This window comes from Marinobacter suaedae, assembly GCF_030519635.1.
Taxonomy (GTDB): domain Bacteria; phylum Pseudomonadota; class Gammaproteobacteria; order Pseudomonadales; family Oleiphilaceae; genus Marinobacter; species Marinobacter suaedae.
The window spans coordinates 245,621-269,633 of record NZ_JAUMIS010000001.1; the positions used below are offsets into that span (position 1 = coordinate 245,621).

General features: G+C 53.8%; 21 protein-coding genes. 2 read left to right on the forward strand and 19 right to left on the reverse strand.

The genetic code is table 11. The annotated features are described in order from the left end of the window. Both QVZ43_RS01040 and QVZ43_RS01045 read right to left on the reverse strand, forming a co-directional pair. Complete coding sequence (locus tag QVZ43_RS01040; RefSeq protein ID WP_420890898.1) at positions 1-1,401, reverse strand: AmpG family muropeptide MFS transporter; 1,401 nt, start codon at positions 1,399-1,401, stop codon at positions 1-3. 18 nt (positions 1,402-1,419) lie between these two features. Further along, positions 1,420-1,902, reverse strand: coding sequence for a YajQ family cyclic di-GMP-binding protein (locus tag QVZ43_RS01045; protein WP_223793924.1), 483 nt, complete (start codon positions 1,900-1,902; stop codon positions 1,420-1,422). A 152-nt stretch (positions 1,903-2,054) separates the two neighbouring features. On the opposite strand from QVZ43_RS01045, the gene QVZ43_RS01050 reads away from it, so the two are divergent. Both QVZ43_RS01050 and QVZ43_RS01055 read left to right on the forward strand, forming a co-directional pair. Next, positions 2,055-3,026: a response regulator gene (locus QVZ43_RS01050; protein WP_223793925.1), complete on the forward strand. Its 972-nt coding sequence runs from the start codon at positions 2,055-2,057 to the stop codon at positions 3,024-3,026. Between the two features lie 749 nt (positions 3,027-3,775). Beyond that, positions 3,776-4,810 (forward strand): AraC family transcriptional regulator, encoded by a 1,035-nt coding sequence (locus QVZ43_RS01055; protein ID WP_302908526.1) that lies wholly within the window; start codon positions 3,776-3,778, stop codon positions 4,808-4,810. Here QVZ43_RS01055 and QVZ43_RS01060 read toward each other — a convergent pair whose 3' ends face one another. The 17 genes from QVZ43_RS01060 to QVZ43_RS01140 all read right to left on the reverse strand — a co-directional run bounded on the left by QVZ43_RS01060 (position 4,811) and on the right by QVZ43_RS01140 (position 24,009). After that, positions 4,811-6,022, reverse strand: coding sequence for an argininosuccinate synthase (locus tag QVZ43_RS01060; RefSeq protein WP_302908527.1), 1,212 nt, complete (start codon positions 6,020-6,022; stop codon positions 4,811-4,813). A 113-nt stretch (positions 6,023-6,135) separates the two neighbouring features. Beyond that, the gene (gene sbcB / locus QVZ43_RS01065) at positions 6,136-7,584 is read right to left on the reverse strand and encodes an exodeoxyribonuclease I (RefSeq protein WP_302908528.1); all 1,449 of its coding nucleotides are present in this window, start codon (positions 7,582-7,584) and stop codon (positions 6,136-6,138) included. A gap of 48 nt (positions 7,585-7,632) precedes the next feature. Next, on the reverse strand, positions 7,633-8,526 hold the full coding sequence (locus QVZ43_RS01070; protein WP_302908529.1) for a DUF6160 family protein: 894 nt from the start codon (positions 8,524-8,526) through the stop codon (positions 7,633-7,635). Positions 8,527-8,908: 382 nt separating this feature from the next. After that, positions 8,909-9,274 carry a histone-like nucleoid-structuring protein, MvaT/MvaU family gene (locus QVZ43_RS01075; protein WP_302908530.1) on the reverse strand — a complete coding sequence of 122 codons (366 nt, stop codon included), beginning with the start codon at positions 9,272-9,274 and terminating at the stop codon, positions 8,909-8,911. A gap of 268 nt (positions 9,275-9,542) precedes the next feature. Then, on the reverse strand, positions 9,543-9,638 hold the full coding sequence (locus QVZ43_RS16480) for a hypothetical protein (protein ID WP_420890882.1): 96 nt from the start codon (positions 9,636-9,638) through the stop codon (positions 9,543-9,545). Between the two features lie 200 nt (positions 9,639-9,838). Then, positions 9,839-10,801, reverse strand: coding sequence for a DHH family phosphoesterase (locus QVZ43_RS01085; protein ID WP_302908531.1), 963 nt, complete (start codon positions 10,799-10,801; stop codon positions 9,839-9,841). Positions 10,802-10,951: 150 nt separating this feature from the next. Continuing rightward, on the reverse strand, positions 10,952-12,214 hold the full coding sequence (gene tviB, locus QVZ43_RS01090) for a Vi polysaccharide biosynthesis UDP-N-acetylglucosamine C-6 dehydrogenase TviB (RefSeq protein WP_302908532.1): 1,263 nt from the start codon (positions 12,212-12,214) through the stop codon (positions 10,952-10,954). A 65-nt stretch (positions 12,215-12,279) separates the two neighbouring features. Then, positions 12,280-13,689, reverse strand: coding sequence for an MBL fold metallo-hydrolase RNA specificity domain-containing protein (locus QVZ43_RS01095; protein WP_302908533.1), 1,410 nt, complete (start codon positions 13,687-13,689; stop codon positions 12,280-12,282). A gap of 59 nt (positions 13,690-13,748) precedes the next feature. Beyond that, positions 13,749-15,674 (reverse strand): polysaccharide biosynthesis protein, encoded by a 1,926-nt coding sequence (locus tag QVZ43_RS01100; protein ID WP_302909625.1) that lies wholly within the window; start codon positions 15,672-15,674, stop codon positions 13,749-13,751. Between the two features lie 78 nt (positions 15,675-15,752). Continuing rightward, a complete protein-coding gene (locus QVZ43_RS01105; protein WP_302908534.1) occupies positions 15,753-16,919 on the reverse strand; it encodes a nucleotide sugar dehydrogenase in 1,167 nt (388 codons plus the stop codon). A gap of 19 nt (positions 16,920-16,938) precedes the next feature. Continuing rightward, positions 16,939-18,114, reverse strand: coding sequence for a DegT/DnrJ/EryC1/StrS family aminotransferase (locus QVZ43_RS01110; protein WP_302908535.1), 1,176 nt, complete (start codon positions 18,112-18,114; stop codon positions 16,939-16,941). A 134-nt stretch (positions 18,115-18,248) separates the two neighbouring features. Beyond that, complete coding sequence (locus QVZ43_RS01115; RefSeq protein ID WP_302908536.1) at positions 18,249-18,905, reverse strand: acetyltransferase; 657 nt, start codon at positions 18,903-18,905, stop codon at positions 18,249-18,251. Then, the gene (locus tag QVZ43_RS01120) at positions 18,898-19,515 is read right to left on the reverse strand and encodes a sugar transferase (protein ID WP_302908537.1); all 618 of its coding nucleotides are present in this window, start codon (positions 19,513-19,515) and stop codon (positions 18,898-18,900) included. The genes QVZ43_RS01115 and QVZ43_RS01120 overlap by 8 nt, the downstream gene beginning before the upstream one ends. Continuing rightward, positions 19,508-20,686, reverse strand: a complete 1,179-nt coding sequence (locus QVZ43_RS01125) for a glycosyltransferase (RefSeq protein ID WP_302908538.1) — start codon at positions 20,684-20,686, stop codon at positions 19,508-19,510. Before QVZ43_RS01125 ends, QVZ43_RS01120 begins: the two co-directional genes overlap by 8 nt. 15 nt (positions 20,687-20,701) lie before the next feature. After that, positions 20,702-21,832 (reverse strand): non-hydrolyzing UDP-N-acetylglucosamine 2-epimerase, encoded by a 1,131-nt coding sequence (wecB, locus tag QVZ43_RS01130; protein ID WP_302908539.1) that lies wholly within the window; start codon positions 21,830-21,832, stop codon positions 20,702-20,704. 17 nt (positions 21,833-21,849) lie between these two features. After that, entirely contained in the window at positions 21,850-22,968 is a 1,119-nt protein-coding gene (wbjC, locus tag QVZ43_RS01135; RefSeq protein ID WP_302908540.1) for a UDP-2-acetamido-2,6-beta-L-arabino-hexul-4-ose reductase, read from the reverse strand. Between the two features lie 3 nt (positions 22,969-22,971). Further along, a complete protein-coding gene (locus QVZ43_RS01140) occupies positions 22,972-24,009 on the reverse strand; it encodes a polysaccharide biosynthesis protein (RefSeq protein ID WP_302908541.1) in 1,038 nt (345 codons plus the stop codon). Positions 24,010-24,013: the final 4 nt, after the last annotated feature.

Consider the following 24,013-nt stretch of genomic DNA (forward strand, 5'->3'; position numbering starts at 1 on the left):
TCACCCCGCTCGGGCTGGTTCGGGTTCGACCTCGGATTTTCTCGGCGCCAGCGAGTCGAGGCGATCCCCTTTTCGAATCATGTACATTGACAGAAGAATAGCTGGAATCCCCATGACGCCCGCCAGCAGGAAGAACTCTGCATAGCCGTAATCCGCGACCACAATGCCAGAGAAGCCCCCAAGGAATTTTCCAGGCAACGTCATCAATGAACTGAACAAGGCGTACTGGGTAGCGGTGAACGAGGCGCTGGTCATACTCGACAGCCAGGCAATTAATGCCACGTTCGCAATTCCTCCGCTGAGATTATCAGCGCTTACGACGGCAGCCAGGGTCATGATATTGGGCGGATACTGGGCCAGCACAACAAACAGCAGGTTGGTGACCGCCGTCATCACCGCCCCCACAAGCAGGATCTTTCGCACGCCGTAGCGAATCACCAGAACGCCCCCCATAAAGGAGCCGGCGATGGTCATAAAAAAGCCAAAGACCTTGGTCACGTCCGCCACCTGGGTTTTCGAAAAGCCCATAAAATTCAGGTAAAAAGGATTCGCCATGACCCCCATGGCGATGTCGGAAATTCGATACACCGCCACCGTAACCAGAATCAGAATGGCCAGATCCCGGTAACGACCAAAAAAGTCCTGAAAAGGGCCCGCTACCGCCGCGTAGAACCAACCGGCCGCCCGTGCCAGCCGTGGACTCATATGGGTACGCTTGGCGGCTTCCTGCTCGATTTTGTGAGCGATATCCTGGGCGGCGGCAAAATGATTCAGCCGGGGTTCCCTGACCACCAGCACAGTCAGCATGCCGACACCCACCAGCAGCGCCATCACTTCATACGACACCTGCCACGACCAGAATTCGGCAATATAAAAGGCTCCCGCCCCCGCGACCAGCAACGCTAACCGATAACCGAAGATATACGTCGCTGCCAACGCGGCCTGCAAACGCTCTTCGGCAATTTCAATTCGGTAAGCATCAATAGCCACGTCCTGCGTGGCGGAAGAGAACGCAACCAGAAATCCGAACAAGGCCATCGTTTCCGGCGCAACGGTGGCGTCGACGTTCGCCATCAGGTATAGGCCGGTCGCAATCCCCGCCTGGGCCAGCAACATCCAGCTTCGACGCTTGCCCAGCAACCGGTCCAGAATGGGCAGGCGAACCCGGTCAATCACCGGGGCCCAGAACACCTTGATGGAATAGGTAATGCCCAACCAGCTGAAGAAGCCGATGGTAGCAGTCTCTACTCCCACATCCGCCAGCCGTGCGTTAAGGGTGGAAAACACCAGCAGGAATGGAAGGCCAGCGGAAAATCCGAGGAACAGGAGCGCAATGACCTGCCAACGGGTGTAGGTGTAGAGCGTATCCCGAATCAGGGCACGGCGGTCGCTGGAAAAAATGGCCTGGCCTCCAGAAAATCAGTCGCGGAAGTTGTTGAACTGAAGAGGAATGTCCAGATCCGACTCTTTCAGCAAAGCGATAGCCGTCTGCAGGTCATCACGCTTCTTGCCAGTGACCCGAACCTTATCGCCCTGGATACTGGACTGAACCTTGAGCTTGGCATCCTTGATCATCTTCACGATCTTCTTTGCCATATCCGTCTCAATACCCTGCTTGAGGCTGAAGTGCTTCTTGACCAGCTTTCCAGACTTGCTCCCGTCACCTTCAGAGAGCGCGCGACTGTCAATGTTTCGTTTGGCAAACGCCATCCTGACCATCTCTTCCAATTGCTCCAACTGGAAATCCTGCTCGGCACTCAGGGTTACACCCTGGTCGTCTTTCTCGATGTCAGCTTCCACATTTTTAAAGTCCCAGCGGTTACCAAGCTCACGTTTTGCCTGATCAACCGCGTTGGTGACTTCGTGCAGGTCAATTTCTGAAACAATGTCAAAAGAAGGCATGGTCGTTATTCTCCATTTGCCGCTATCGGTATACTATCGCAATAAAATTAGGCGGATGTGCAGGGTTGCCAAGCATAGCAAGAGCCACGCCGGACCGCATCCGGCGAACCGCACCTTCGGTCCGACCACACACCGATAAAAAGTAGATCACAATGCCAAACCTGGATTTACCCATCCTTGTCGTAGACGACGCGAAATTCAGCAGCATGGTAGTCGGGCGAACCCTCCGCAACGCCGGCTATCGAGATGTCCGCATCGCCAACAACGCTCCAGCCGCATTGGAACTGATCGAACAGCGCCCTGTGAGCGTGTTGATTGCGGACTGGCTGATGCCTGAAATGGATGGACTTGAGCTCACTGACTCCGTTCGCCAGCTGGACGAGCAAACCAACCACTACACCTACGTTATTCTGCTCACTGCCAGGGAAAGCAACGAAGCCCTGTCAGAAGCCTTCGATCGCGGTGTGGATGATTTTATCTACAAGTCGGACATGACCAAACAACTGATTCCGAGAATTTTTGCAGCGGATCGCATGGCCGACCGGCAGAACACGCTACTGAAGGCCAACTCCCTGCTTATCGAAAACAACCGGGAACTGGAAGCCAGCAACATCATCGACCTGGAAACCGGCCTGTGCAACAGCAAATACGGACGTGAGCGGCTGGGCAAACTGCTGCGCCACGCCGAGGCCCGGGGTGGGTCGTGTGCCTATGTCCTGTGTGGCATTCGCAACTGGCAGGAACTCAAACGCAAGCATTCCCCTACCGTCATGAGCGAACTGGCCATCGGCATCGCCCGGCGGCTGAAATCCCTGATCCGACCCATCGATGCGCTGTGCCGTGTTGGCGACAACCAGTTCGCCATCGTCGCTTACTTCCCCAACAGCGACCACTGCACCACCACCGCGTTCCGGCGGATCTTCGACGGCATCAACCACAAAGCATTGAAGACCACGGCAGGCTATATCTCCGTGGAGGCGGGCATGGTGTTATGCCGTGCTGACGCGGAAAAAGGCACGCCACTGGTTCAGGCCATGGAACGATCAGCTGTGGAAGGTTTGATGGAGGCGTACGAGACAAGACGGTTTACGGAAACATCCCCGGACGTGGGCGCCGAGGCGTAACAATTGAGCAAATTTCAGCCAACATTGCGTAACACAGGGATACGCTTCACACACAGACACCCGAGCCGGAAGCCACTAATCTAGCACTCGTGGATTCAAGCAGCATCCCAATAGCGGAGGAGCCGAGTAGTAACTTCGCTGCAGTATGGGCAAGCTGTGAACCCATGACGAAGGATCTGTGTAGTACCTTCGCGCAGTATGGGTTAGCAATCCCCCATGGCGGAGGAGCCGTGTAGTACCTCCGCCGCCATATGGGGTTGCCAGGCTCAGACTTGAATCACCACAATCAGAACGCCCTCAACCAGCAGCTTTGCTGGTTTTGTTGTTTCTGGGGCCCTGTTTTCTCACCGCCCCCGCCCTGCCAGACGCCAAAACTTTGTCAGACACTCCGACTTCGCTCCGGTGCGATAACACATCTCGTAACACCGTGACACCGTTCACACACAGACAGCCAAATGCACACCACCTAAGGTGTGAATGTGGATTCAAGCAGTATCCCCATGGCGGAGGAGCCGTGTTGTACTTCTGCCGAAAAATGGGATGCGCTTCCACAGGATTAACGATTGATTCAGGCCTTTCGTTTTTTCCGACTTTCGGGCCAGCTTTTTAGCTGGCCCTTTTATTTGCCCCCTCCGCACACAGCACCCGACTGCCACAGAACAACGGGCTTCCGTACCCACCCAGGCACAAGCAGATTCTCCCGCATATTTCGGTATACTGTGGCAAAACAAACAGATGCAGTCGCCACCATGAAACCGCTTGGGACCGCCTCCGTCGCCGCCTTGCGCCAATATGTCCGCGCCGCTGAGGCCGCCGGAATTGATACAAAACCGCTTATGGAGCGCTGCCGGCTTGATCCGGCGATACTGGATTCCGATGACGGTCGCATCCTTGGCGAACAGCTCCAACAATTCATTCGCCTGCTGGTGGAGCACACCAACAACCCGATTCTAGGATTGGAAACCGGTGACTTCGTTCAGCCAGGAAGTTACAGCGTGGTTGGCTACATCACGATGAGCTGCGCCACCCTCGGCGAAGCCGTGGCCCGCATCCCTCCCTTCGAACGGCTCGTTGGCCACATGGGTACCACGCGGCTTGCCCTACAGGGAAAACAGGCCATCCTGAGCTGGCGATGCAACTACACCGATCCACTGGTTCGGGATCACATCGTCGATAACGTCATTTCATCCTGGATTAACTACGCCCGATGGCTGGCCGACGACGATGCCGCCGACCCAACTCGGGTTCGCCTGTCCCGCTCATCGCCAGGCAAACATCTGGAAGGCGCTTACCTGAAACGCTGGCACTGCCCGGTTGAATTTGAAGCAGACGAGGATGCCATTGTGTTTGCGAAGGAACTGCTTGAGGCCCGGCTGCGACAACCGGACCCACTGCTGCGCAAAACTCTGGAAACCCACGCCCTCACGCAGCTGGCCGCACTGGATACCGACACTGCCCTCACTGCGCGGGTCAAACAGATGATCCAAAGCCAGCTGATGCAGGGCATTACCCGGCAGGACATGGTGGCAGAGGCTCTTGATATGACCAACCGCACGCTGCAACGCCGGTTAAGCCAGGAAGGCACGTCGTACCAGAAACTGCTGGATGAGGTGCGGCAATCCCTTGCCGAGGACTACCTGAAGAACAGCGACCTCTCGATCCCGGACATCGCCCTGCGGCTGGGATACAGCGAAACCACTTCCTTCCACCGGAAATTCAAAGCCACAAACGGCAAAACGCCCGGAGAGTTCCGGGCGTTGAGTCGGCAAGACATCAGGGAGTAATCAGAGCTTTCGGCCCTTGCCGGCGGCAATCCGAAGGCGCAGCGCGTTCAGCTTGATAAAGCCTTCCGCGTCCTTCTGATTGTAAGCACCCTGATCTTCTTCAAACGTCGCGATCTTCTCATCGAACAGGGAATCGTCCGACTTCCGACCCACCACATCCACATTGCCTTTGTAGAGCTTCAGGCGAACGGTACCGTTCACGTACTCCTGAGTTTTGTCGATCAGCGCCTGCAGCGCCTCACGCTCGGGCGACCACCAGTAGCCGTTGTAAATCACTTCCGCGTAGCGTGGCATAATGCTGTCTTTCAGGTGCGCTACTTCGCGATCCAGGGTGATGGACTCAATGGCACGGTGGGCGCGCAGCATGATGGTGCCACCCGGCGTTTCGTAACAACCACGGGATTTCATCCCCACGTAGCGGTTCTCGACGATGTCGATACGGCCAATACCGTTGGCGCCCGCCACCTTGTTCAGGTGCTCCAGAACCTCGTGGGGTTTCATCTCCTGGCCATCAACGGCAACAATGTCGCCCTTACTGTAGGTCAGCTCGACGTACGTCGGCTGATCCGGCGCTTCTTCTGGAGACACGCTCCAGCGCCACATATCTTCTTCGGCCTCGGCCCATGGGTCCTCGAGGTTCATGCCCTCGTAGGAAATGTGCAGCAGATTGGCATCCATGGAGTACGGGCTCTTGCCCTTTTTCATCTCGACCGGGATGTTGCGCTCTTCACAGTAGGCCAGAAGCTTTTCACGGGAGTTCAGATCCCACTCACGCCAGGGCGCAATCACTTTAACACCCGGCTTCAACGCGTAGGCACCCAGCTCAAAGCGAACCTGGTCATTCCCCTTGCCGGTAGCACCGTGGGAAATAGCGTCTGCGCCGGTTTCATTAGCAATCTCAATCAAGCGCTTGGCGATCAGTGGACGGGCGATGGAGGTACCCAGCAGGTACTCACCTTCGTAGATGGTATTGGCTCGGAACATCGGATACACGTAGTCGCGAACGTACTCTTCGCGCAGATCCTCGATGTAGATTTCCTTTACACCCAGCGCCTCGGCTTTCGCGCGCGCCGGTTCCACTTCCTCACCCTGGCCGATGTCGGCAGTGAAGGTCACTACCTCGCAGTTATAGGTATCCTGCAACCACCGCACGATCACGGAAGTATCCAGGCCACCGGAATAGGCCAGCACCACTTTTTTGATGTCAGACATGTCCTTGCTCCTGACTGAATGCAAATGAATAGCTTGAAAAATAGGGCGCCCATTGTACGGCAGCGCGGGGGGAATGGCTATTGGGGCACCGGGTGAAAAGCGCCCGCGACACCCTACAGGTAGGGAATCAAGGCTTCCCCATACAGATGAAGCTCTTCGAGAATGTGCCGCTTATTCGGGGTTAACTCCGGATCAGCGGCCAGTCTCTGCAACTCTTTCCCGTACGCCTCAAGAGAACGCCAGCCCTGCTTCGGACTCATCAGGCGCTGCGAACGGAAGCTTTCCCAACGCTCGACGTCTTCTCCAATCAGGCTACCCGGGTAATTGCGGGCCCGATATCGGAACAGCATCTCATCCAGACGCCCATCCTCGAACCGGACCTCCTGTTCACCAAGCTGTTCCACCGGCTGGCTTAACACCCAATTCAGTTTTTCTCGATCGGTACGACTAATAAAGCCACCGGCATAGAGCTGCTCATCCGGGTCGGTCAGATCCGATCCTTCAAAGTCGCGATCAAACGCTTGCGCGATCCGTGCCGGCAAATCGCTGCCTGCGCGCAATGTTGCAAGATTGGCCCGCAAGGTCTCACCGTTTAGCTCCAACTCTGCAAGGCGCTCCTGAGACAGCGTTGACAGCATATTGGCTGGGGCCAGCACGGGGCACTTGTTCAAGTGAACCGCTTTCAGGGGGAAGCGACTTGTGGATTCGCCCAGCTCCGCCTGTGAAGTAAATACCCGCTCACGAATCTGATCAGGGGTTGCCTGCAGAAGTTCAGATGGGTCTTCACGAAGGTCATACACGATGACCGCATTCTTGTTGGTGGGATGCTCCGCCACGGGTGCCACCAGGGCGCAGCAGCCTCGGGTTGCAGGGTATTTGGAAGAGATGTGGAAAACGGGCTTCATCGAGGCCGTATCGAGCATGGACCGGGCGGAGTGCTTGTCCTTGTTATTCAGAACAAAGTCGAACAACTTGGGCTGCTTGTCCTTGATCAGCTTGGCAACGGCAATAGTCGCCTGCACATCCGACATGGCATCGTGTGCGCTCTCATGAGCAATCCCATTCGCCGCGGTAAGCTCTTCGAGACGGAAACTCGGACTGCCGTCCTCTTTTCTGGGCCAGTTAATGCCTTCCGGGCGAAGCGCGTAAGTCAGCCGCACCATGTCAATAATGTCCCAGCGCGAGTTACCGTTCTGCCACTCACGGGCATACGGGTCACGAAGGTTCCGGTACAGGGTGTGACGTGTCACTTCATCGTCAAAGCGAAGGCTGTTGTACCCGACCACACAGGTACCCGGCTGGCTGAACGCTTCATTGATCTGCGCGATGAATTCCGCTTCAGGGTAACCATCCTCAAGGGCTTTCTGGGGGGTAATTCCGGTAATCAGGCACGCTTCCGGGGAAGGCAGGTAATCGTCCGCTGGCTTGCAGTAGATCACCAGCGGGTCTTCGATGATGTTCAGGTTTTCGTCCGTTCGGACACCGGCAAACTGGGAGGGGCGGTCGTGAATCGGGTCGACACCGAAGGTTTCGTAATCGTGCCAGTAGAACGAGCGGATCAAGGGACGAAACTCCTGTCATTAAACGGGTGAATGGCAGGAGTTTAACACTTAAAAGAGGTTTGTCCCCAGATCGGTTCGGTGGGTTCGGAGGCGCGGAAGGCCCGTCGCCAGATCACTCATATTCACCGTCATGCTGGTCGGCAAATTAAGATAAACCCCTTTTCCGGCATTGATGACATTGGCGCCTGCAGGGCTCTGCCAGGGAACATCTTCGGCCTGGAAGCCTATAAAGAAATCGCTGGTAAAATCCGTCGCCCCATTATTGTCCTGGCCTACGATCAAGGACTGGGCATGTGACAATGGCGCGCAATTTGTCCCGGTTGCGCAATCCGTCGTAACTGCCGCGTCATTAATGCCTATATGGGTCGCGCGATAATCGGTCGCCTGGGAGTTGGCATCAAATAGCGCCCCGTCATAAACGACGCCTGTACTGTCGTCCGTAATCTTCAGGCCAATATTACCGCTGAAGCTCGACGTTACAGACGAAACGGAACCTCGCGCCTGCTCGAATCCCATTCGAAAACCAACCAACCGCGGATTTGTGGGATCAGGATCCTCCGCCAATTCGAGGTAAGGCCTTGCAGCCTCAAATGGAACGGATTCATCGGCAAGATAGTTTTGTCCGTTGTACTCGACACCGTCGGCTCGGGCAATGTGGCCGAGCGCCACACGGGACGCTGCCAGATCGGCACCGCTGTCGATATCACCCAAGGTGACGTCGTCAATATTGACTCGAGTCTCGACCTCCATACCCAGGGTCATCCGGGTATAGTCGAGAGTCGAACCGGTAACGTTGTTAAAGTTTTCGATTTCCATAAACGCCTGCCCGGTTACCTCACCCATGGTCTCATCTGACATGGGTGTTAACTCAGCCTGGGCAACGGCAGAAATACCCATAGAAAACACGGTAAGGGCAGCGTATCCGTACGCCGTATAGTTCATAGTTTGTGCGTCTCTGATTAGTCAGTTAGAGCCAGTTTCGACGCCGGACTCTACCGCCCCCTTTATTCTGCAATCATTAATGAGCGGAGGCAGGTGGCCTGTGGGTTATTCATCTTTTTGCCACAGGTGCACTATATCGGAGGCAGATCGGCCAATGGAGTGAGGCTTGTCACAATCGGGACGCCCATTCACCAGCAACCTGAGCCAAGCATGATCCAACGCACAAAACGCACCAGAGCACCTGTCTGCAACCCCCCATAAGACGCATCAGGCAGCCATCGCAACTTGAGCAAATACAGCCTCTTTGCGGACACTTATTTTCGACAATAAAAAACCCGGCGAATTGCCGGGCTTTTTATTGGGTACCGGGTAAGTAACCAGCTTAGTCCTGCTGCCACCCCTGTACCGCTTCCTTACCGTACTTATCACGCCATGCGTTCAAAGTTTTATGGTTGCCACCGCGAGTCTTAACCACTTCACCGGTATGGGGGTTCTTGTAAGTTTTCATCGGACGCTTCGCACGACCAGCTGGTGCTTCAACTTTTGCGCCAGCCAATGACGGATCAATAGCGGAAAGGATCTGAAGCACGTCTTTTGGTGACTTGTCATATTCTTTCATCAAGTCACGTACTTTATTTTCAAACTCAAGTTCGCTCTTCAGAGCCTGATCTTCTTCCAGCTTTTCCAGCTCTAGAGCCAGCTTCTCCATAAGCTGCTTCTTTTGATAATAATCGTTAATTTTTGCCATGGAAAAACAACCTTATTCAAATTTAGGTTTCAAGGAAACCATCAACATCGCCCGCGCGACGGCGACGATCATATTAAAACATTTAAACAATAGCAAAACTTTTTAGCGGCACTCCAAAAAGGAATTATTTCATTTGACCACTGAATACGAAAAGATCAACAAAACAGTTCACACCTACAGATACTTAAAAACTCCAAACCATCGGTACAAGCGAATTCGCAACAAAACCAATCGGCACATTAAGTGGCGGCCGATTTTCACATAGTCATTAAAATGATAACACCCCGGACCATAGACCATAAGGTTGGTTTGATAACCCCAGATTCTTACATAAGCCGTGCCGGACGTTATTTCCGTCCAGCAAAACGTGTGATATTCCCTGTCAGGCAAGCCTACATCAAGCAAGTTGGCAATAGTCGACTTCCCGGAACCGCTCAAGCCAGTAGATCAGAGCAGACAGGGCTTCTGGTTCTTGTTATCAGTCCGCTCAGCACGGCTTATCTTATGGTGATTCCAAACTATATTGTCAGCCAAAGCAATCTCCCTAGATCGCTTTGCGGTCCCTCAGCTCCAATAGGTTTGAAGCACTTCAATGAACTCGTCGAGCTTGTCAGGCGGTAATTCATTAATACCTGCAGCGGCCTTACGACCACCACCAGTAGGAAATCGACGAGCAACCTCATCTGCCCCCGTTCGATTGCTCAAGGGGGCCCGAATACTTACCAGGTAGGTTTGATTGGGCCTCTCGGTAACAATGGCACAGGCCTGGTCGGGATGACGATTGGCCAGCTCATTTCCCAGGACTCCACTGACCCGGCGGGCCCAGGGCTCATCGGGTAGTTGCACAATCAAAGCGGAATCGGATTTGAAAAGAACCGGCGCGGACAACCCTCGCGCCATATCCGCTTCATACCCCTTTCGGAGCTTCGTCCAAACCTCAGGTTCCGACGCTATCAAACCCAGCGGATCTTCGAACTTCACAAACTCAAGGAATAAATCGGCAGGGTGAAAGTGCAGATCCTCAACCGTGGCACCGTAACCGTTGTAATTGATGCATACGCCCAGGTTTTTCAGGGCTTCGCCCTGCTCTTTTGACAAACCGGCTTTTTCAGCCAAGTCATTGCCAATCGCATTCAGATTATCACCAAAGGCAGCCGCGATAGCCCAGTGGTGGAAGCGCCCACCCAGATAGTTGTCAATCAAGAGGCTGGTGCAGGTAGTAGGTTGGGTATCAATCAGAGCGGTAAACTTTGCTGAACTGGGCAGTTCGTCACCCGGGAAATGATGATCGACGTAAAACACCTCGCTGCCGACGTCCAGGAGCGCATCTACAGCCTCGCGGTTTTTTTCCAGGCTTACATCGAGGATATTGGCCCGAACCGGTTCAGATGCCGGCACCTGTCGAACAAGCGCAATGTCCCGCTTTACGCCGGTAATCAAGGTGGTTTCAGCAGGCTCAGCCAGACGTAACTGAATGAGGGCACAAATTCCATCTGCGTCGCCGTTAAAAACGTCGTACACCTTCATATTAACTCGCCATTAACAATAAGCGGTGGGTTGTTTGGGCAGTTTTTGGTTGCGAAAGGTGAGAAAGCACTTCCTATTGTTCATCACCTTTTCACTTTGACCAGTGACAGCGTCCTTGCCTGTTATTTTTTTAACTTATCTCACTTCACATTAAAGGCGAATATCAGCTTCACCAGTTGGAAGCACACCCTTTAAATCAAAAAGCACCCCATCACCTTTGATATAGGCCCTTAATTCAGAACTTGCCTTTTCCGAATATTCACGATGAGGCACGGCAAGAAAAACGGCGTCGTACTTTGATTGCTCAGGTTCACCAATCAGAGAAATACCATATTCATCCTGCGCTTCTTCACTATCTGCCCAACAATCGGTGACATCTACCTGACAACCAAAATCTTCCAGTTCACGAACCACATCAATGACCCGGGTATTTCGCAAGTCCGGACAGTTTTCTTTGAATGTCAGCCCCATCATCAGCACCCGAGAACCGGCAATCGTGTGGCCTTTCTTGATCATCGTCTTCACCAGCTCGGCGGCCGCATAAGGCCCCATATTATCGTTCACTCTCCGCCCGGCAAGAATTATCTCCGGGTGATAACCAATCGACTGCGCTTTGTGGGTCAGGTAATACGGGTCCACGCCAATACAGTGCCCCCCGACCAGCCCGGGCTTGAACGGCAGAAAGTTCCATTTGGTACCGGCTGCCGCCAGCACTTCATGGGTATCAATCTTCAGCCTGGAGAAAATCATGGAAAGTTCATTCATCAACGCGATATTCAGGTCGCGCTGGGTGTTCTCGATCACCTTCGCCGCTTCCGCCACCTTGATGGAACTGGCCTTATGGGTACCCGCGATAATCACCTCTGCGTAAAGCGCATCCACCTCGTTCGCAATGTCCCGTGTGGAACCGGAAGTCACTTTCATAATGGACGTCACCCGGTGTTCCTTGTCGCCCGGATTGATTCGTTCCGGGCTGTAACCAGCAAAGAAATCCTGATTGAACACCAGTCCCGAAACCCTCTCCAGCACCGGCACACAGACCTCCTCTGTAGCACCCGGGAATACGGTGGATTCGTAGATCACAATATCGCCCTTCTTGAGCACCCGGCCCACACTCTCGCTGGATTTGATCAGCGGTGTCAGATCCGGTGTCTTGTACTCATCAATAGGTGTCGGCACCGTGACAATGAAAATCTGGCAATCGGCGATGTCGTCGAGCTGATCGGTAAAAGACAAACCACCGGCTGCGGCCAGCTCCTCGCGGGACACCTCCCGGGTGAAATCCACACCGTCCTTGAGTTCGGCAATGCGCTTGCTGTTGATATCAAAGCCCACGACCTCACGTTTCTCACCAAACGCAGCCGCCAGCGGCAAGCCCACATAGCCCATGCCGATTACCGCAATTTTTTTCATTTATCCTCCAACATCTAACAAACGCAGGGGCTGATTGACTTTTTTATCTGCCCGCAAATTAAACCTTACTCGGGAATCATAATCCGAGTATTGAACGTTTCTTCCAGCAGCGCCCGAAACGCCGCCTTGGCTCCGGAATCCCCGTGAACAATCCGGATCTCCTCCGGCACCTCCGGAATCCCCTCAACAAATCTCAGCAAATCACTCTGCCCAGCGTGGGCCGAGTATCCCCCGACCTGATGAACCCGGGCACGAATGTTGTAGCGCTCACCATCCAGCGTCAACCAGCCACCTTTGGGGCCATAGTTAAGAATATCACGCCCCGGCGTTCCGGCGGCCTGGCAACCGACAAAGAGCACATCATTGCGCTCATCACCCAGCATCGCCTTCAGGTAATTCACCACCCGGCCGCCGGCACACATACCGGAGCCCGCCAACACCACACAGGGCCGATGAGACCTGGCGAGGTAATCCACGGCATTCAGATGATCCTCATGGGAATCAATCACCGTCAATTGCTCGAAAGACAGCGGATGCCGGCCGGAGCGGACCCGTTCCCGGGCTTCGGCATCCCAGAAGGGTTTCAGATCCCGGTAGATTCGGGTGAAGTTGGCAGCGAGGGGCGAGTCGACGACGATTTCCAGAGAACGCCAGTCGAACCCGGGTTCAGATGAGTCGGCAATAATCCCTTCAATCTCATACAATAACTCCTGCGTCCGCCCGATACTGAACGCCGGAACCAGAACCGTCCCGCCATCCGCGAGCGCACTCTTCAGCACCGCCTTCAGCCGATGCCTGCGAGTCTTGCGATCCTCATGATCGTGGTCCCCATAGGTGCTCTCAATCACCAACCGATCCGCGCGCTCGGGCGATTTCGGCGCTGGCAACAGCGGCGAATGCGGCGCACCGAGATCCCCCGAGAACACGATGCGCTCTTCCATATCTCCGATCCGGGCATCACATTCGACGTAGGCAGATCCCAGAATGTGCCCGGCCCGCTGAAGCCGTACCGACAGCGAACACTCACCCTCATCAAACACCCGGTGCCACTGGCCGTAAGGCACCGGCACCAGCCGCTCCCTGATCAGCCCAAGCACTCGTTCGATCAAACGCCGGTCCCGGGTAAAGCCGATTTTCAGGGCATCCTCCAGAATTTCCGGCAACATGACTGCCGAAGGCTCAGAGCAGACAATGGGCCCTTCAAATCCGGCCGCCAGCAAATAGGGGATCCGTCCCACATGGTCGATGTGGACATGAGTCACCAAGAGCGCACGGATATGGTCAATAGGGAAATCAATCGTTAGATCGGCGGCAGAGGCCGAGCGCCCCTCATCCTGGCCCTGGAAAAGGCCGCAATCGATGAAGATTCCATGCTCCGCAGACTCAAGCCCGGAAGCGGACTCGGTCTGCAAGCTCAATTCATGACAAGAGCCCGTCACACCAGACGTGGCTCCGTGATGTTTAATATTGATCATTTACAACATTCCCTGTCTTTAAACAAAGAGTCAGAAGAAAGCTTTCTTCTGACACATCTTCAGCTCAGTTTCACAACCGATGCTGACTTGGGCTTGGGCGTCTGTCCCTGACACCAAATCAAATCCGCTACATCACCGTTCGGCGCAAACCCCGTCGGGGCATCACGTAACAGTGAAACAATCCGCCCACAATCAAACTCCTGACTGGCTCGCATCAACTGATCCAAAACCCTCTCCAGCTCATCCCAAGGCATGGAAATTTCCCGGGCCTTCATAATCCTCGGATGAGAGGTACCGTGTGGATCATCACCGATGAGCAACTCCTCATAAAGCTTTTCACCGGGGCGCAAGCCGCTGAAGACCACTTCAATGTCACCCTCCGGCTGTTCCTCAGTTTTCTCGGTGAGCCCCATCAGGTGAATCATCTTTCGGGCCAAATCTGCTATCTTTACCGGCTCTCCCATATCCAGGACAAAAACCTCACCACCCTGCCCCATGCTGCCTGCCTGAAGCACAAGCTGACTGGCCTCGGGAATCGTCATGAAGTAGCGGATAATGTCCGGGTGGGTAACCGTAACCGGGCCACCATCCCGAATCTGGTCACGAAACAACGGCACCACCGAGCCGGATGAACCAAGCACATTGCCGAACCGTACCATAGAGAAAATCGTCACCGACTGTCGCTCAGCCAGGCCTTGAAGGACGAGTTCCGCCATGCGTTTGCTGGCACCCATCACATTCGTGGGGCGAACGGCCTTGTCGGTCGAAATCAGAACAAACCGTTCCACTCCGCACTCGATGGCAGCTTCAGCAACACGCAAAGTTCCAAACACATTATTTTGAACCCCCTCAATCATATTGTGCTCGACCAAGGGTACATGTTTATAAGCGGCGGCATGATAAACGGCTTGAATATCAAAGCCCTTCATGATCGCTTCACAGCGCCGACGGTGTATTACATTTCCCAGCAGCGCTTGTATTTCAACACCCAGATTCTCTATCCGGTTCAATGTCTGCAGCTCGCGCTCAATGGCATAGAGCGAAAATTCCGACTGCTCAAACAGCACCAGCCGCGAGGGACGGTGGCGGATAATCTGGCGACAAAGTTCGGAGCCGATTGAGCCCCCAGCCCCCGTCACCATGACAGCCTTGCAGTAAAGGCCGGCTGCCACTTGTGCATTATCCGGTTTTACAGGATCACGCCCCAACAGATCCTCAATCTCAAGGTCCCGAATGTCGTTGATCCGGGCCTGCCCGGCAACCAGTTCCGACATGTTAGGGACAGTCTGAACCGGTATCGCCAGTGGCTCCAGCTTCTGCAGCAGGCGCTTTCGATCAATCCCGGAATCCTCGTCCAGAGCCAGCAGTAATCGTTTGATTCTATGGTCTCGGACCACACGCTCAATGTGGCTGATGTCGAAGGCAGGAATGCCATTAATCAGGGTCCGGTGATTCGATTTAAGCAGGCTGATAAAAGCTGCCGGATGATATTCCATTCCCCGATCAAGAGCTCTAGCCAACTCCATGCCGGTTTCACCGGCTCCGATAATACCAACAAACTGTTTATTACGGCGTTTCGGTCGATTGACCAGCATACGCACGCCCATGCGCGTGCCACTGACAAAAATGAACGCCAAAGCACCGTAAATGAATGGCACGGATCGAGGAACCAATACCTCCAGCCAGTAACCCAGAAGAATCAGGATAACCGCCGAGATCACGACACCATAAATAACGGTTAAAAAAGCACGATCACTCAGGTACCGAACAACCGCACGGTACAATCCCAGCTTTACAAACACCCCAATGGTAATGGTCACGGTCAGTCCGCAAACAACCAGTTGATCGGTGTTAGGTATCCAGAATTGTTGATCAAATCGCAGGGAAAACGCAGCCCAGAGTGCAAAAATAAGCACCACAACATCGGCAGCAACAGAGACCAAGCGTTTGTGAAACCGAGATAGATTCAGGAAGTTATCGAACATGTTGTCCTTTACCAACTTGAATGTGGACACAGGTTGGCCAATGATATTATCAGTTTCAGGAAATGGTCGTTCATTAACTCAATCGCTGCCGAAGAGATCCCTTGTGTAGACTTTTCCATCTACATCCGCCAGCTGTTCACTTCTGCGATTGGTCACAATAACATCTGAAAGCCTTTTGAACTCTTCCAGATCGCGCACCACACGAGAATGGAAAAACTCGTTATCCTCGAGTTTCGGCTCGTAAACGACCACCTCAATTCCCTTAGCTTTGATTCGCTTCATAATGCCCTGAATGGCTGACGCTCGGAAATTATCAGATCCTGCTTTCATAACCAGCCGATAGACGCCAACCACTTCAGGGTCAGAGCGGAGAATATCGTCTGCAATGAAATCCTTGCGCGTACGATTAGCCTCTACAATCGCCTTGATCAGATTGTTTGGTACATCCTCGTAGTTTGCCAAAAGCTGTTTCGTATCTTTTGGCAGACAATAACCCCCGTAACCAAAAGAGGGGTTGTTGTAATGGTCTCCGATTCTGGGATCCAATCCCACGCCATCAATGATCTGGCGGGTACTCAAACCATGCCGGGCAGCATAGGTATCCAGTTCATTGAAATAGGCGACCCGCATGGCCAGGTAAGTGTTAGAAAATAACTTGATTGCCTCTGCTTCAGTGCTATCGGTAAAGAGAACCGGTACCTCTTCCCTGAAGGCCCCCTGCTTTAACAAATTCGCGAAGATCTCGGCACGCTCAGAGCGTTCTCCGACAATAATTCGCGATGGGTAAAGGTTGTCGTACAATGCTTTACCCTCTCGGAGAAACTCCGGCGAAAAAATAATGTTGGTGCAGTTGAACTGCTCACACACATCCCTGGTGTAGCCCACAGGAACTGTAGACTTAATAACAATCACCGCCGACGGATTGATCTCAAGCACATCAGCAATCACCAACTCAACCGTTCTGGTATTGAAGTAGTTGGTTTCCGGGTCATAGTCTGTGGGGGTGGCAACAATGACGAAATCCGCGCTGGCATAAGCCCGCGCCTTATCGAGCGTGGCGCAAAAATTTAACTGTTTGTTTGCCAGAAAATCCGAAATGTCAGGATCAATGATAGGGCTCCTGCTCTCGTTGAGCTGGGAAACCTTATCCAAGTCAATATCCAGAGCAACCACTTCGTGATGCTGTGCCAGAAGCATAGCGTTGGACAGGCCAACATAGCCCGTGCCGGCGATGGCAATCTTCATTCAACACTCCAATCATTCATTAAGCCGCTGCCTTTCGCATGACATCGCGCAAAACACTGCAGGTCTTCTCAATCTCAGCCTCAGTCAGGGTTGGATGCACCAGAAACATCAGGCTGGTTTCACCCAGCTCACGGGCGACAGGCAAAGGACTGTGAGGCCTCCAGTCGGTGCCATCGAAAGCTTTTTCAAGGTAAACCTCCGAACAGGAACCTGAGAAACATGGCACGCCTGCGTTGACGATCTCTTGCTGGATTCGGTCACGGTCCCAGTCATCGTCCAGCGCGGAGGGCTCAACAAATACGTAACACTTGTAGGCCCCATGCTCTAAATGATCAGGGACCAACGGAACCCTCACCCCCGGCAAGTTGCGAGCACATTCCCAAATGATTTCGGCATTCTTGATCCGTTGCGCGTGCCACTCATCCATCCGTTTAAGCTGAATGCGTCCGACAACTCCCTGCATTTCTGTCATTCGCCAGTTCGTTCCGAAACTCTCATGCAGCCAACGAAAACCAGGAGGATGTTCCCGTTTGTACACCGCCTCCCAGCTTTTTCCGTGATCTTTATAGGCCCACATACGCTCCCAGAGGTGCCGGCTATTCGTAGTTACCATGCCACCTTCGCCGCCGGTGGTCATTATCTTGTCCTGGCAAAATGACCAACATCCAACATGTCCGATAGAACCGACCGAGCCCCCCTTGTACCGGGCGCCATGAGCCTGGGCGCAGTCTTCAATAATGTATAGACCCTGCTCTTCAGCCAATTCCATCAACCCATCCATATCGCAAGGCCAGCCTGCCAGGTGCACACAAACTATCGCTTTCGTACGAGGGCTGAGAACTTTACGGACGGATTCCGGCGTAATATTTTGCGAGTCCCGGTCAACATCGGCGAAAACCGGGATAGCCCCGGCGGTCACGATACTGGAGGCCGACGCCAGAAAGGTTCGAGGCGTAACCACCACCTCATCCCCCTCGCCAATACCTAATCCATTCAGAGCCAAATCCAGCGCGACCGTGCCATTAGCCAAGGCAATAGCGAATTCCGCATCCGCGAAAGCAGCGAACTCACACTCAAACTCCCGGCATTCCTGGCCGGTCCAGTAATTCACCTTATTGGAAAGCAGCACATCACGCACCGAACTGGCCTCTTCGTCAGTAAAAGACGGCCAGGGAGAGAAAGGTCCGTTTAGCATAATCACTCAATCGTCTGTGTCTGAAATTTTGGGCAAGCGTTTGTCTTGCCTGCCAGATAAACCACGCAAAGCGCAGGTTCGAATAGGAGTCGATCACGGCCTGACCTCGAGCGAAGTCAGCTCCCTTTCAGTTTCTAAGCCCTCCGATGCTCAAGCACGCGAGCTGGATTCCCAACTACCGTTATACCAGCGGGAACGCTTTTGGTGACCACGGCCCCCATACCAACAGTGGCCCCCTTGCCAACCACCAACGGCTTTTCCGGCGTACCTTGCTTAATAACAGCCCCGGTGCCAATGTAGGCATGATCCTCAATAACGACATTTCCGTTACAACTCACAGCCGGTGCAAACGTTACGTAATCACCAATCACGCAATCATGCGCAACGTAACTATAAATATTTGCATGGAAATACTTCCCAATTCGAATATTCGAGGTCAACTGAGTGAAGTGGCAGATGATGGAGCCCTCACCCATCGAAACTTCATCGAGAATGACTGCGTTTGCCGCCCTTACAGATAGCGTCGGAATGTTATCCCGCACACATTTGTCTGCCAGTTTCTCACGAACAGCGCTATTGGCAATAGCGAAAACAAGCCGTTTATCTCGAGCGGCATGGTGGAGAAAATCGTCATAACGAAGAATAGAGTAACCATTCAAGGAAGAAGGAAGATCCCCATCATCCACGAAGACGAACTCTGCGTTTTTTCCCTTGAGTTGTTCCCTGACCAACGGCAAAACCTCGCGACCAAACCCGCTCGCGCCGTATATTCCAACCAAAACCTCATCCATTCCGTTCTCCTGATTGCTGCCCGCTCCCGGTGAACCTCGACACCGTCACCTCACCTTTCGCACTGATTCCATCCCGAACAATGACTTTCTTCACAGTCTGAAACAGAATCTTGAAGTCCAACCAAAGCGACTGATTATCGACATACCACACATCCAGCCGGAACTTTTCTTCCCATGAAATAGCATTACGCCCATTCACCTGCGCCCAACCAGTTACACCCGGGCGAACTTCGTGGCGCCGATATTGGTCCTTCGAGTAAAGTGGCAGGTACTCCATCAACAGGGGCCTAGGGCCAACAAGGCTCATGTCGCCTTTTAGCACATTCCACAGTTCCGGTAGCTCATCGAGGCTTGTGGACCGCAGAAAACTACCAAATGGCGGCATCCGGTGGTCATCGGGCAGAGGATGCCCCTGTTCATCTGTGGCGTCCAGCATGGTGCGGAATTTCACCATATCAAAAGGCTTGCCATGCAGGCCTGGCCGAGTTTGACGAAACATTATGGGAGAGCCGAGTTTGCGGCGCACCTGCCAGGCAACAATGAGTATTAGAGGAGAAAGCAATAAAAGGCTGAAGGAGGCCACCAGTATGTCGAAAAGTCTTTTAAGCATAAGCTTCGTCACCCTTAACCGACCCTGGAACAGTAATCCGACAAAGCTCCTTTGCAAAATGTGGTACATGCAGCTTTTCACGTACATCTAAACTGATCATGCAGTTATCCGCTGTACCCCCCTCAAGCGAAAAAAAGCACTTCACCAAGGCATTATGATCCGGCGGGCAAACCACCCCAATCTCTAGCTGCTCTACCCAGCGTGCCACACTAGTGTCTTCCCCACAAACCGCCAACACCCGAGTACCAGCAAGTGCATAACCGGAGGATTTGCTGGGAAAGGCGAATTTAGTGACTTCATCATCAATCGGCAACAATGCCCAGCGGTGCTGCTTCACCAGTTCCGCAGCGTCAGAGGCGGGGATAAAGCCCAGGTAGTCTACCTGCTTATAGGCATTCGCCAGTGCCTGCACATCGTTAGCGTGCACGCCACCGCCTGCGAAAGTGAAGTGCAGTTTGCCCCCTTGTTGCAAATAGTCCCGAATGGCAGCCATCAACAGGGGGATTCGTTGCAGCCGGCCAGCATTACCACAAAACACGATGTCGCTGGTGCGCTGGGCCATCGGCACAGGCGTTACGGCAAAAGATGGATTATCCAGAAGGTGTATCGGGCATTCGGTATTGCTGCGCTGCTGGATGTAAGTCTTCATGTCTTCAGACAGCGTGATAATCGCACCCGCATGACGCAGTGAGTAATTGTCTACCACCTGCAATAAACGAAGTATTACCCAGTTGACCGGCATTACAATGTTGGCGGCTTCCGGATGAATGTCCTGCAAGTGGTACACATAACGCGCACCAAACAACCGGCAGTACACCGCGACAATAAACGGCACGACCACTGGCGGGTTAGTAGACACATACACGTTAGCCGGCTTTTCCCGCACTAAGCTAACGAAAGTCCAGAGCATGAAGAACACGGCTTCGGCAACGCGTTTGATCAGACCACTGGCGGAGGTTGTGTAGGCATTGCAGGCCCGCAACTGAATACCTTTGCCCCGCCCATTACTTCCCAACAGACGAGCAAGGTCGCCTTGAGCCTGTGTAATCACACATACAGAATGATGTTGTGCAGCCTCCTCGGCGAACTGCAATAGGGCCTCTCCAATTACCTGGCTTTGCGGCCAAAAACTCCGATTTACAATCGCCAGATCCGTTTTGTTACGCGCCATAGGAAATGTGCTTCCTCAATACTGTTTCCAAACCGTCTGCATCACATAGTCCCGATAACTATGAATTATCCGCACTACTTTCTCTGCCACATTCGGCATACTGTAGTCCTCCACCAGTCGCATAGAACGTTCATCCCCCCTACCCTGGTTTTCCAAAATAGCTAGGCCCTGTAACACACGTTCAATCCCCAGACCCACCATTATGGCGGCGGTTTCCTCCATACCTTCAGGTCGCTCATGCGCTTCGCGGATGTTCAGGGCGGGGAAGTTGAGGATAGAAGCTTCTTCGCTAATGGTGCCGCTATCCGACAACACCGCCTTGGCACTCAGCTGAAGCTTGTTGTAATCCTTGAACCCCAAGGGCTTAAGCAGACACACGCTCTCATGGAACTTTACACCCATGGCGTTTACCCGGTTCTGGGTGCGCGGGTGGGTAGAGACGATCACCGGGTAGCCATACTGTTCGGCCACAGTGTTCAGAATATCCACCAAAGCCAGGAAATTTCTATCGGAATCCACGTTCTCTTCCCGGTGGGCGCTAACCACAAAGAACTTGCCCTCTTCGAGCACCAGTCGCGTGAGCACATCGGAGGCTTCAATGCCGTCGCGAAAGTGGTTCAGCACTTCAAACATGGGGCTACCAGTTTTGATCACCCGGTCAGGCAGCAGACCCTCGCGCAGCAGGTAGTCCCGGGCGATGGTGCTGTAGGTCAGGTTGATGTCCGCAGTATGGTCGACAATGCGGCGGTTGATCTCCTCCGGTACCCGCATATCAAAGCAACGGTTGCCGGCTTCCATATGGAAGGTGGGAATCTTGCGGCGCTTGGCGGGAATCACTGCCATGCAGCTGTTGGTATCCCCCAGCACCAGCAGGGCGTCCGGCTGCACTTCTGCCAATACCTTGTCCACCGCGATAATCACATTGCCGATGGTCTCCGCACCGCTGGCGCCGGCCGCACTCAGGAAGTGGTCCGGCTTGCGGATGCCCAGGTCCTGGAAAAAGATTTCATTCAGCTCGAAATCGTAGTTCTGGCCAGTGTGCACCAAAAGGTGCTCACAATACTCATCCAGCTTGGCCATCACCCGGGACAGACGAATAATCTCCGGCCGGGTGCCGACCACGGTCATGACTTTTAGTTTTTTCATGGCAGTTCCAGATTCAGTCAGGCTTCGGTACCCACCGGGTACGCGAAGGTATCCGGGTTGCCCCGGTCAAAAATTTCATTGGCCCAGAGCATACACACCAGCTCATCGTCGCCCACGTTGGTAATGTCGTGGGTCCAGCCCGGTACGGTTTCCACAATCTCCGGCCTAGAACCGTCGGTAGACAACTCGTAAAACTCCCCGGTGAGCATGTGGCGGAAGCGGAAGCACGCCTTGCCCTTGATCACCAGAAATTTCTCGGTTTTTGAATGGTGGTAATGGCCGCCACGGGTGACGCCGGGATGGGCCGTGAAGAAGGAGAACTGGCCGGCGTCCGGGGTTTTCAGCATTTCCACAAACACACCGCGCTCGTCGCCGTGCTGAGGAACCATGTAGGTGAAGCGCTCCGGCGGCAGGTAGCTTAGGTAGGTGGAATACAGCGCCCGGACCAAGCCGGTACCCACTGGCTCGGTGATCAGGTTATGCCGGGTGGCTTTGAAGCGGTTCAGCTGGTTGGCTAACTCGCCCACCGTAATCTTGTAAACCGGATCCACATTCACAAAAGGTCCTTCCAGTGGCTCTCCGCCCAGCAGTTTCAGGAAGCTGGCGACAACATCATCTATATACACCAGGTTGATTACCGCATCCGGATCGTTAATCTGCACCGGCAAATCCCGGGCGATGTTGTGGCAGAAGGTGGCCACCGCCGAGTTGTAATTGGGCCGCGCCCATTTACCGAACACATTGGGCAGGCGATAAATGTAAACCGGATTGCCGGTAGCCTCATTCAGCGCCAGTAAGGCCTCTTCAGCTTCCCGCTTGCTGGTTCCGTACTTGTTATCCCACTCGGCCTGAATAGACGAGCTATAAATAACCGGAATCTGCCGGCCACTGCCCTGCACCGCCCTACACAGCGCCTGGGTGAGGCCGGGATTGCCGGTTGCAAATTCAGCAGAATCCTGAGGACGATTGATGCCAGCCAGGTGAACAATCCAGTCCACCCCATCCAACAAGCCGGCCAAGTCGTGCTCGGTGTGCTCCCGGGTGAAGGGCACTACCTCAAAACCACCCTTTTCCTGCAGATGCACTAGCAGGTTCTTGCCGATAAAACCGTTAGCTCCGGTTACCAGTACTTTCATCGATCAGTCCTCCGGGCTTTGGTACTCACCCCGCTCCAGGGCTCGAATGAATTCAAGTTTATGCAACAAAGCTTGCATGCCAGCCACATCCAAGCGTTCGGTATTGTGGGAGTTGTAATCCTCGGTGTGGGAGATCCTCTCCTCGCCCTGCTCCACAAACTTGCCGTAGTTCAAGTCCCTCAAATCCGGCGGCACCCGGTAATAACCGCCCAGATCTTCCGCGCAGGCCATCTCTTCTCGGCTGAGTAGAGCTTCAAACAACTTCTCACCGTGGCGGGTACCAATTACATTGATGGGGTGATCCGGCTTGCTCATCAGATCGGTCAGCGCGTGGGCCAGCGTTTCGATGGTCGCGGCCGGCGCCTTCTGCACGAACAGGTCACCATTGCGGCCATGTTCGAAGGCGTACAACACCAGGTCTACCGCATCGGCCAGCGTCATCATGAAGCGAGTCATGTTCGGATCGGTAATGGTAAGGGATTTACCTGCACGAATCTGATCCACAAACAACGGAATGACCGACCCGCGGGATGCCATCACGTTGCCGTAGCGGGTACCGCAGATTACGGTTTTTTCCGGGGCCACATTGCGGGACTTGGCCACCATGACCTTTTCCATCATCGCCTTGGAAATGCCCATGGCGTTGATAGGATAAACAGCCTTATCGGTGCTCAGGCACACTACCCGCTTTACTTCGTTCTGGATGGCCGCTTCCAGCACGTTTTCAGTGCCGATCACATTGGTTTTCACCGCCTCCATGGGATGAAACTCGCAGGAAGGCACCTGCTTCAGTGCCGCCGCGTGGAAGATGTAATCCACACCACGAGTAGCATTTAGAACGCTATTAAAATCCCGCACATCGCCAATGTAAAACTTGAGCTTGGGATTAGCGTAGCGCTTGCGTATATCATCCTGCTTTTTTTCATCCCGGCTGAATATGCGAATTTCTTCGATGTCGGTGTCTAGGAAGCGATTGAGAACGGCGCTGCCAAAGGAGCCGGTACCCCCGGTGATTAACAGGATCTTCTTCTTGAAGGGCATGTTG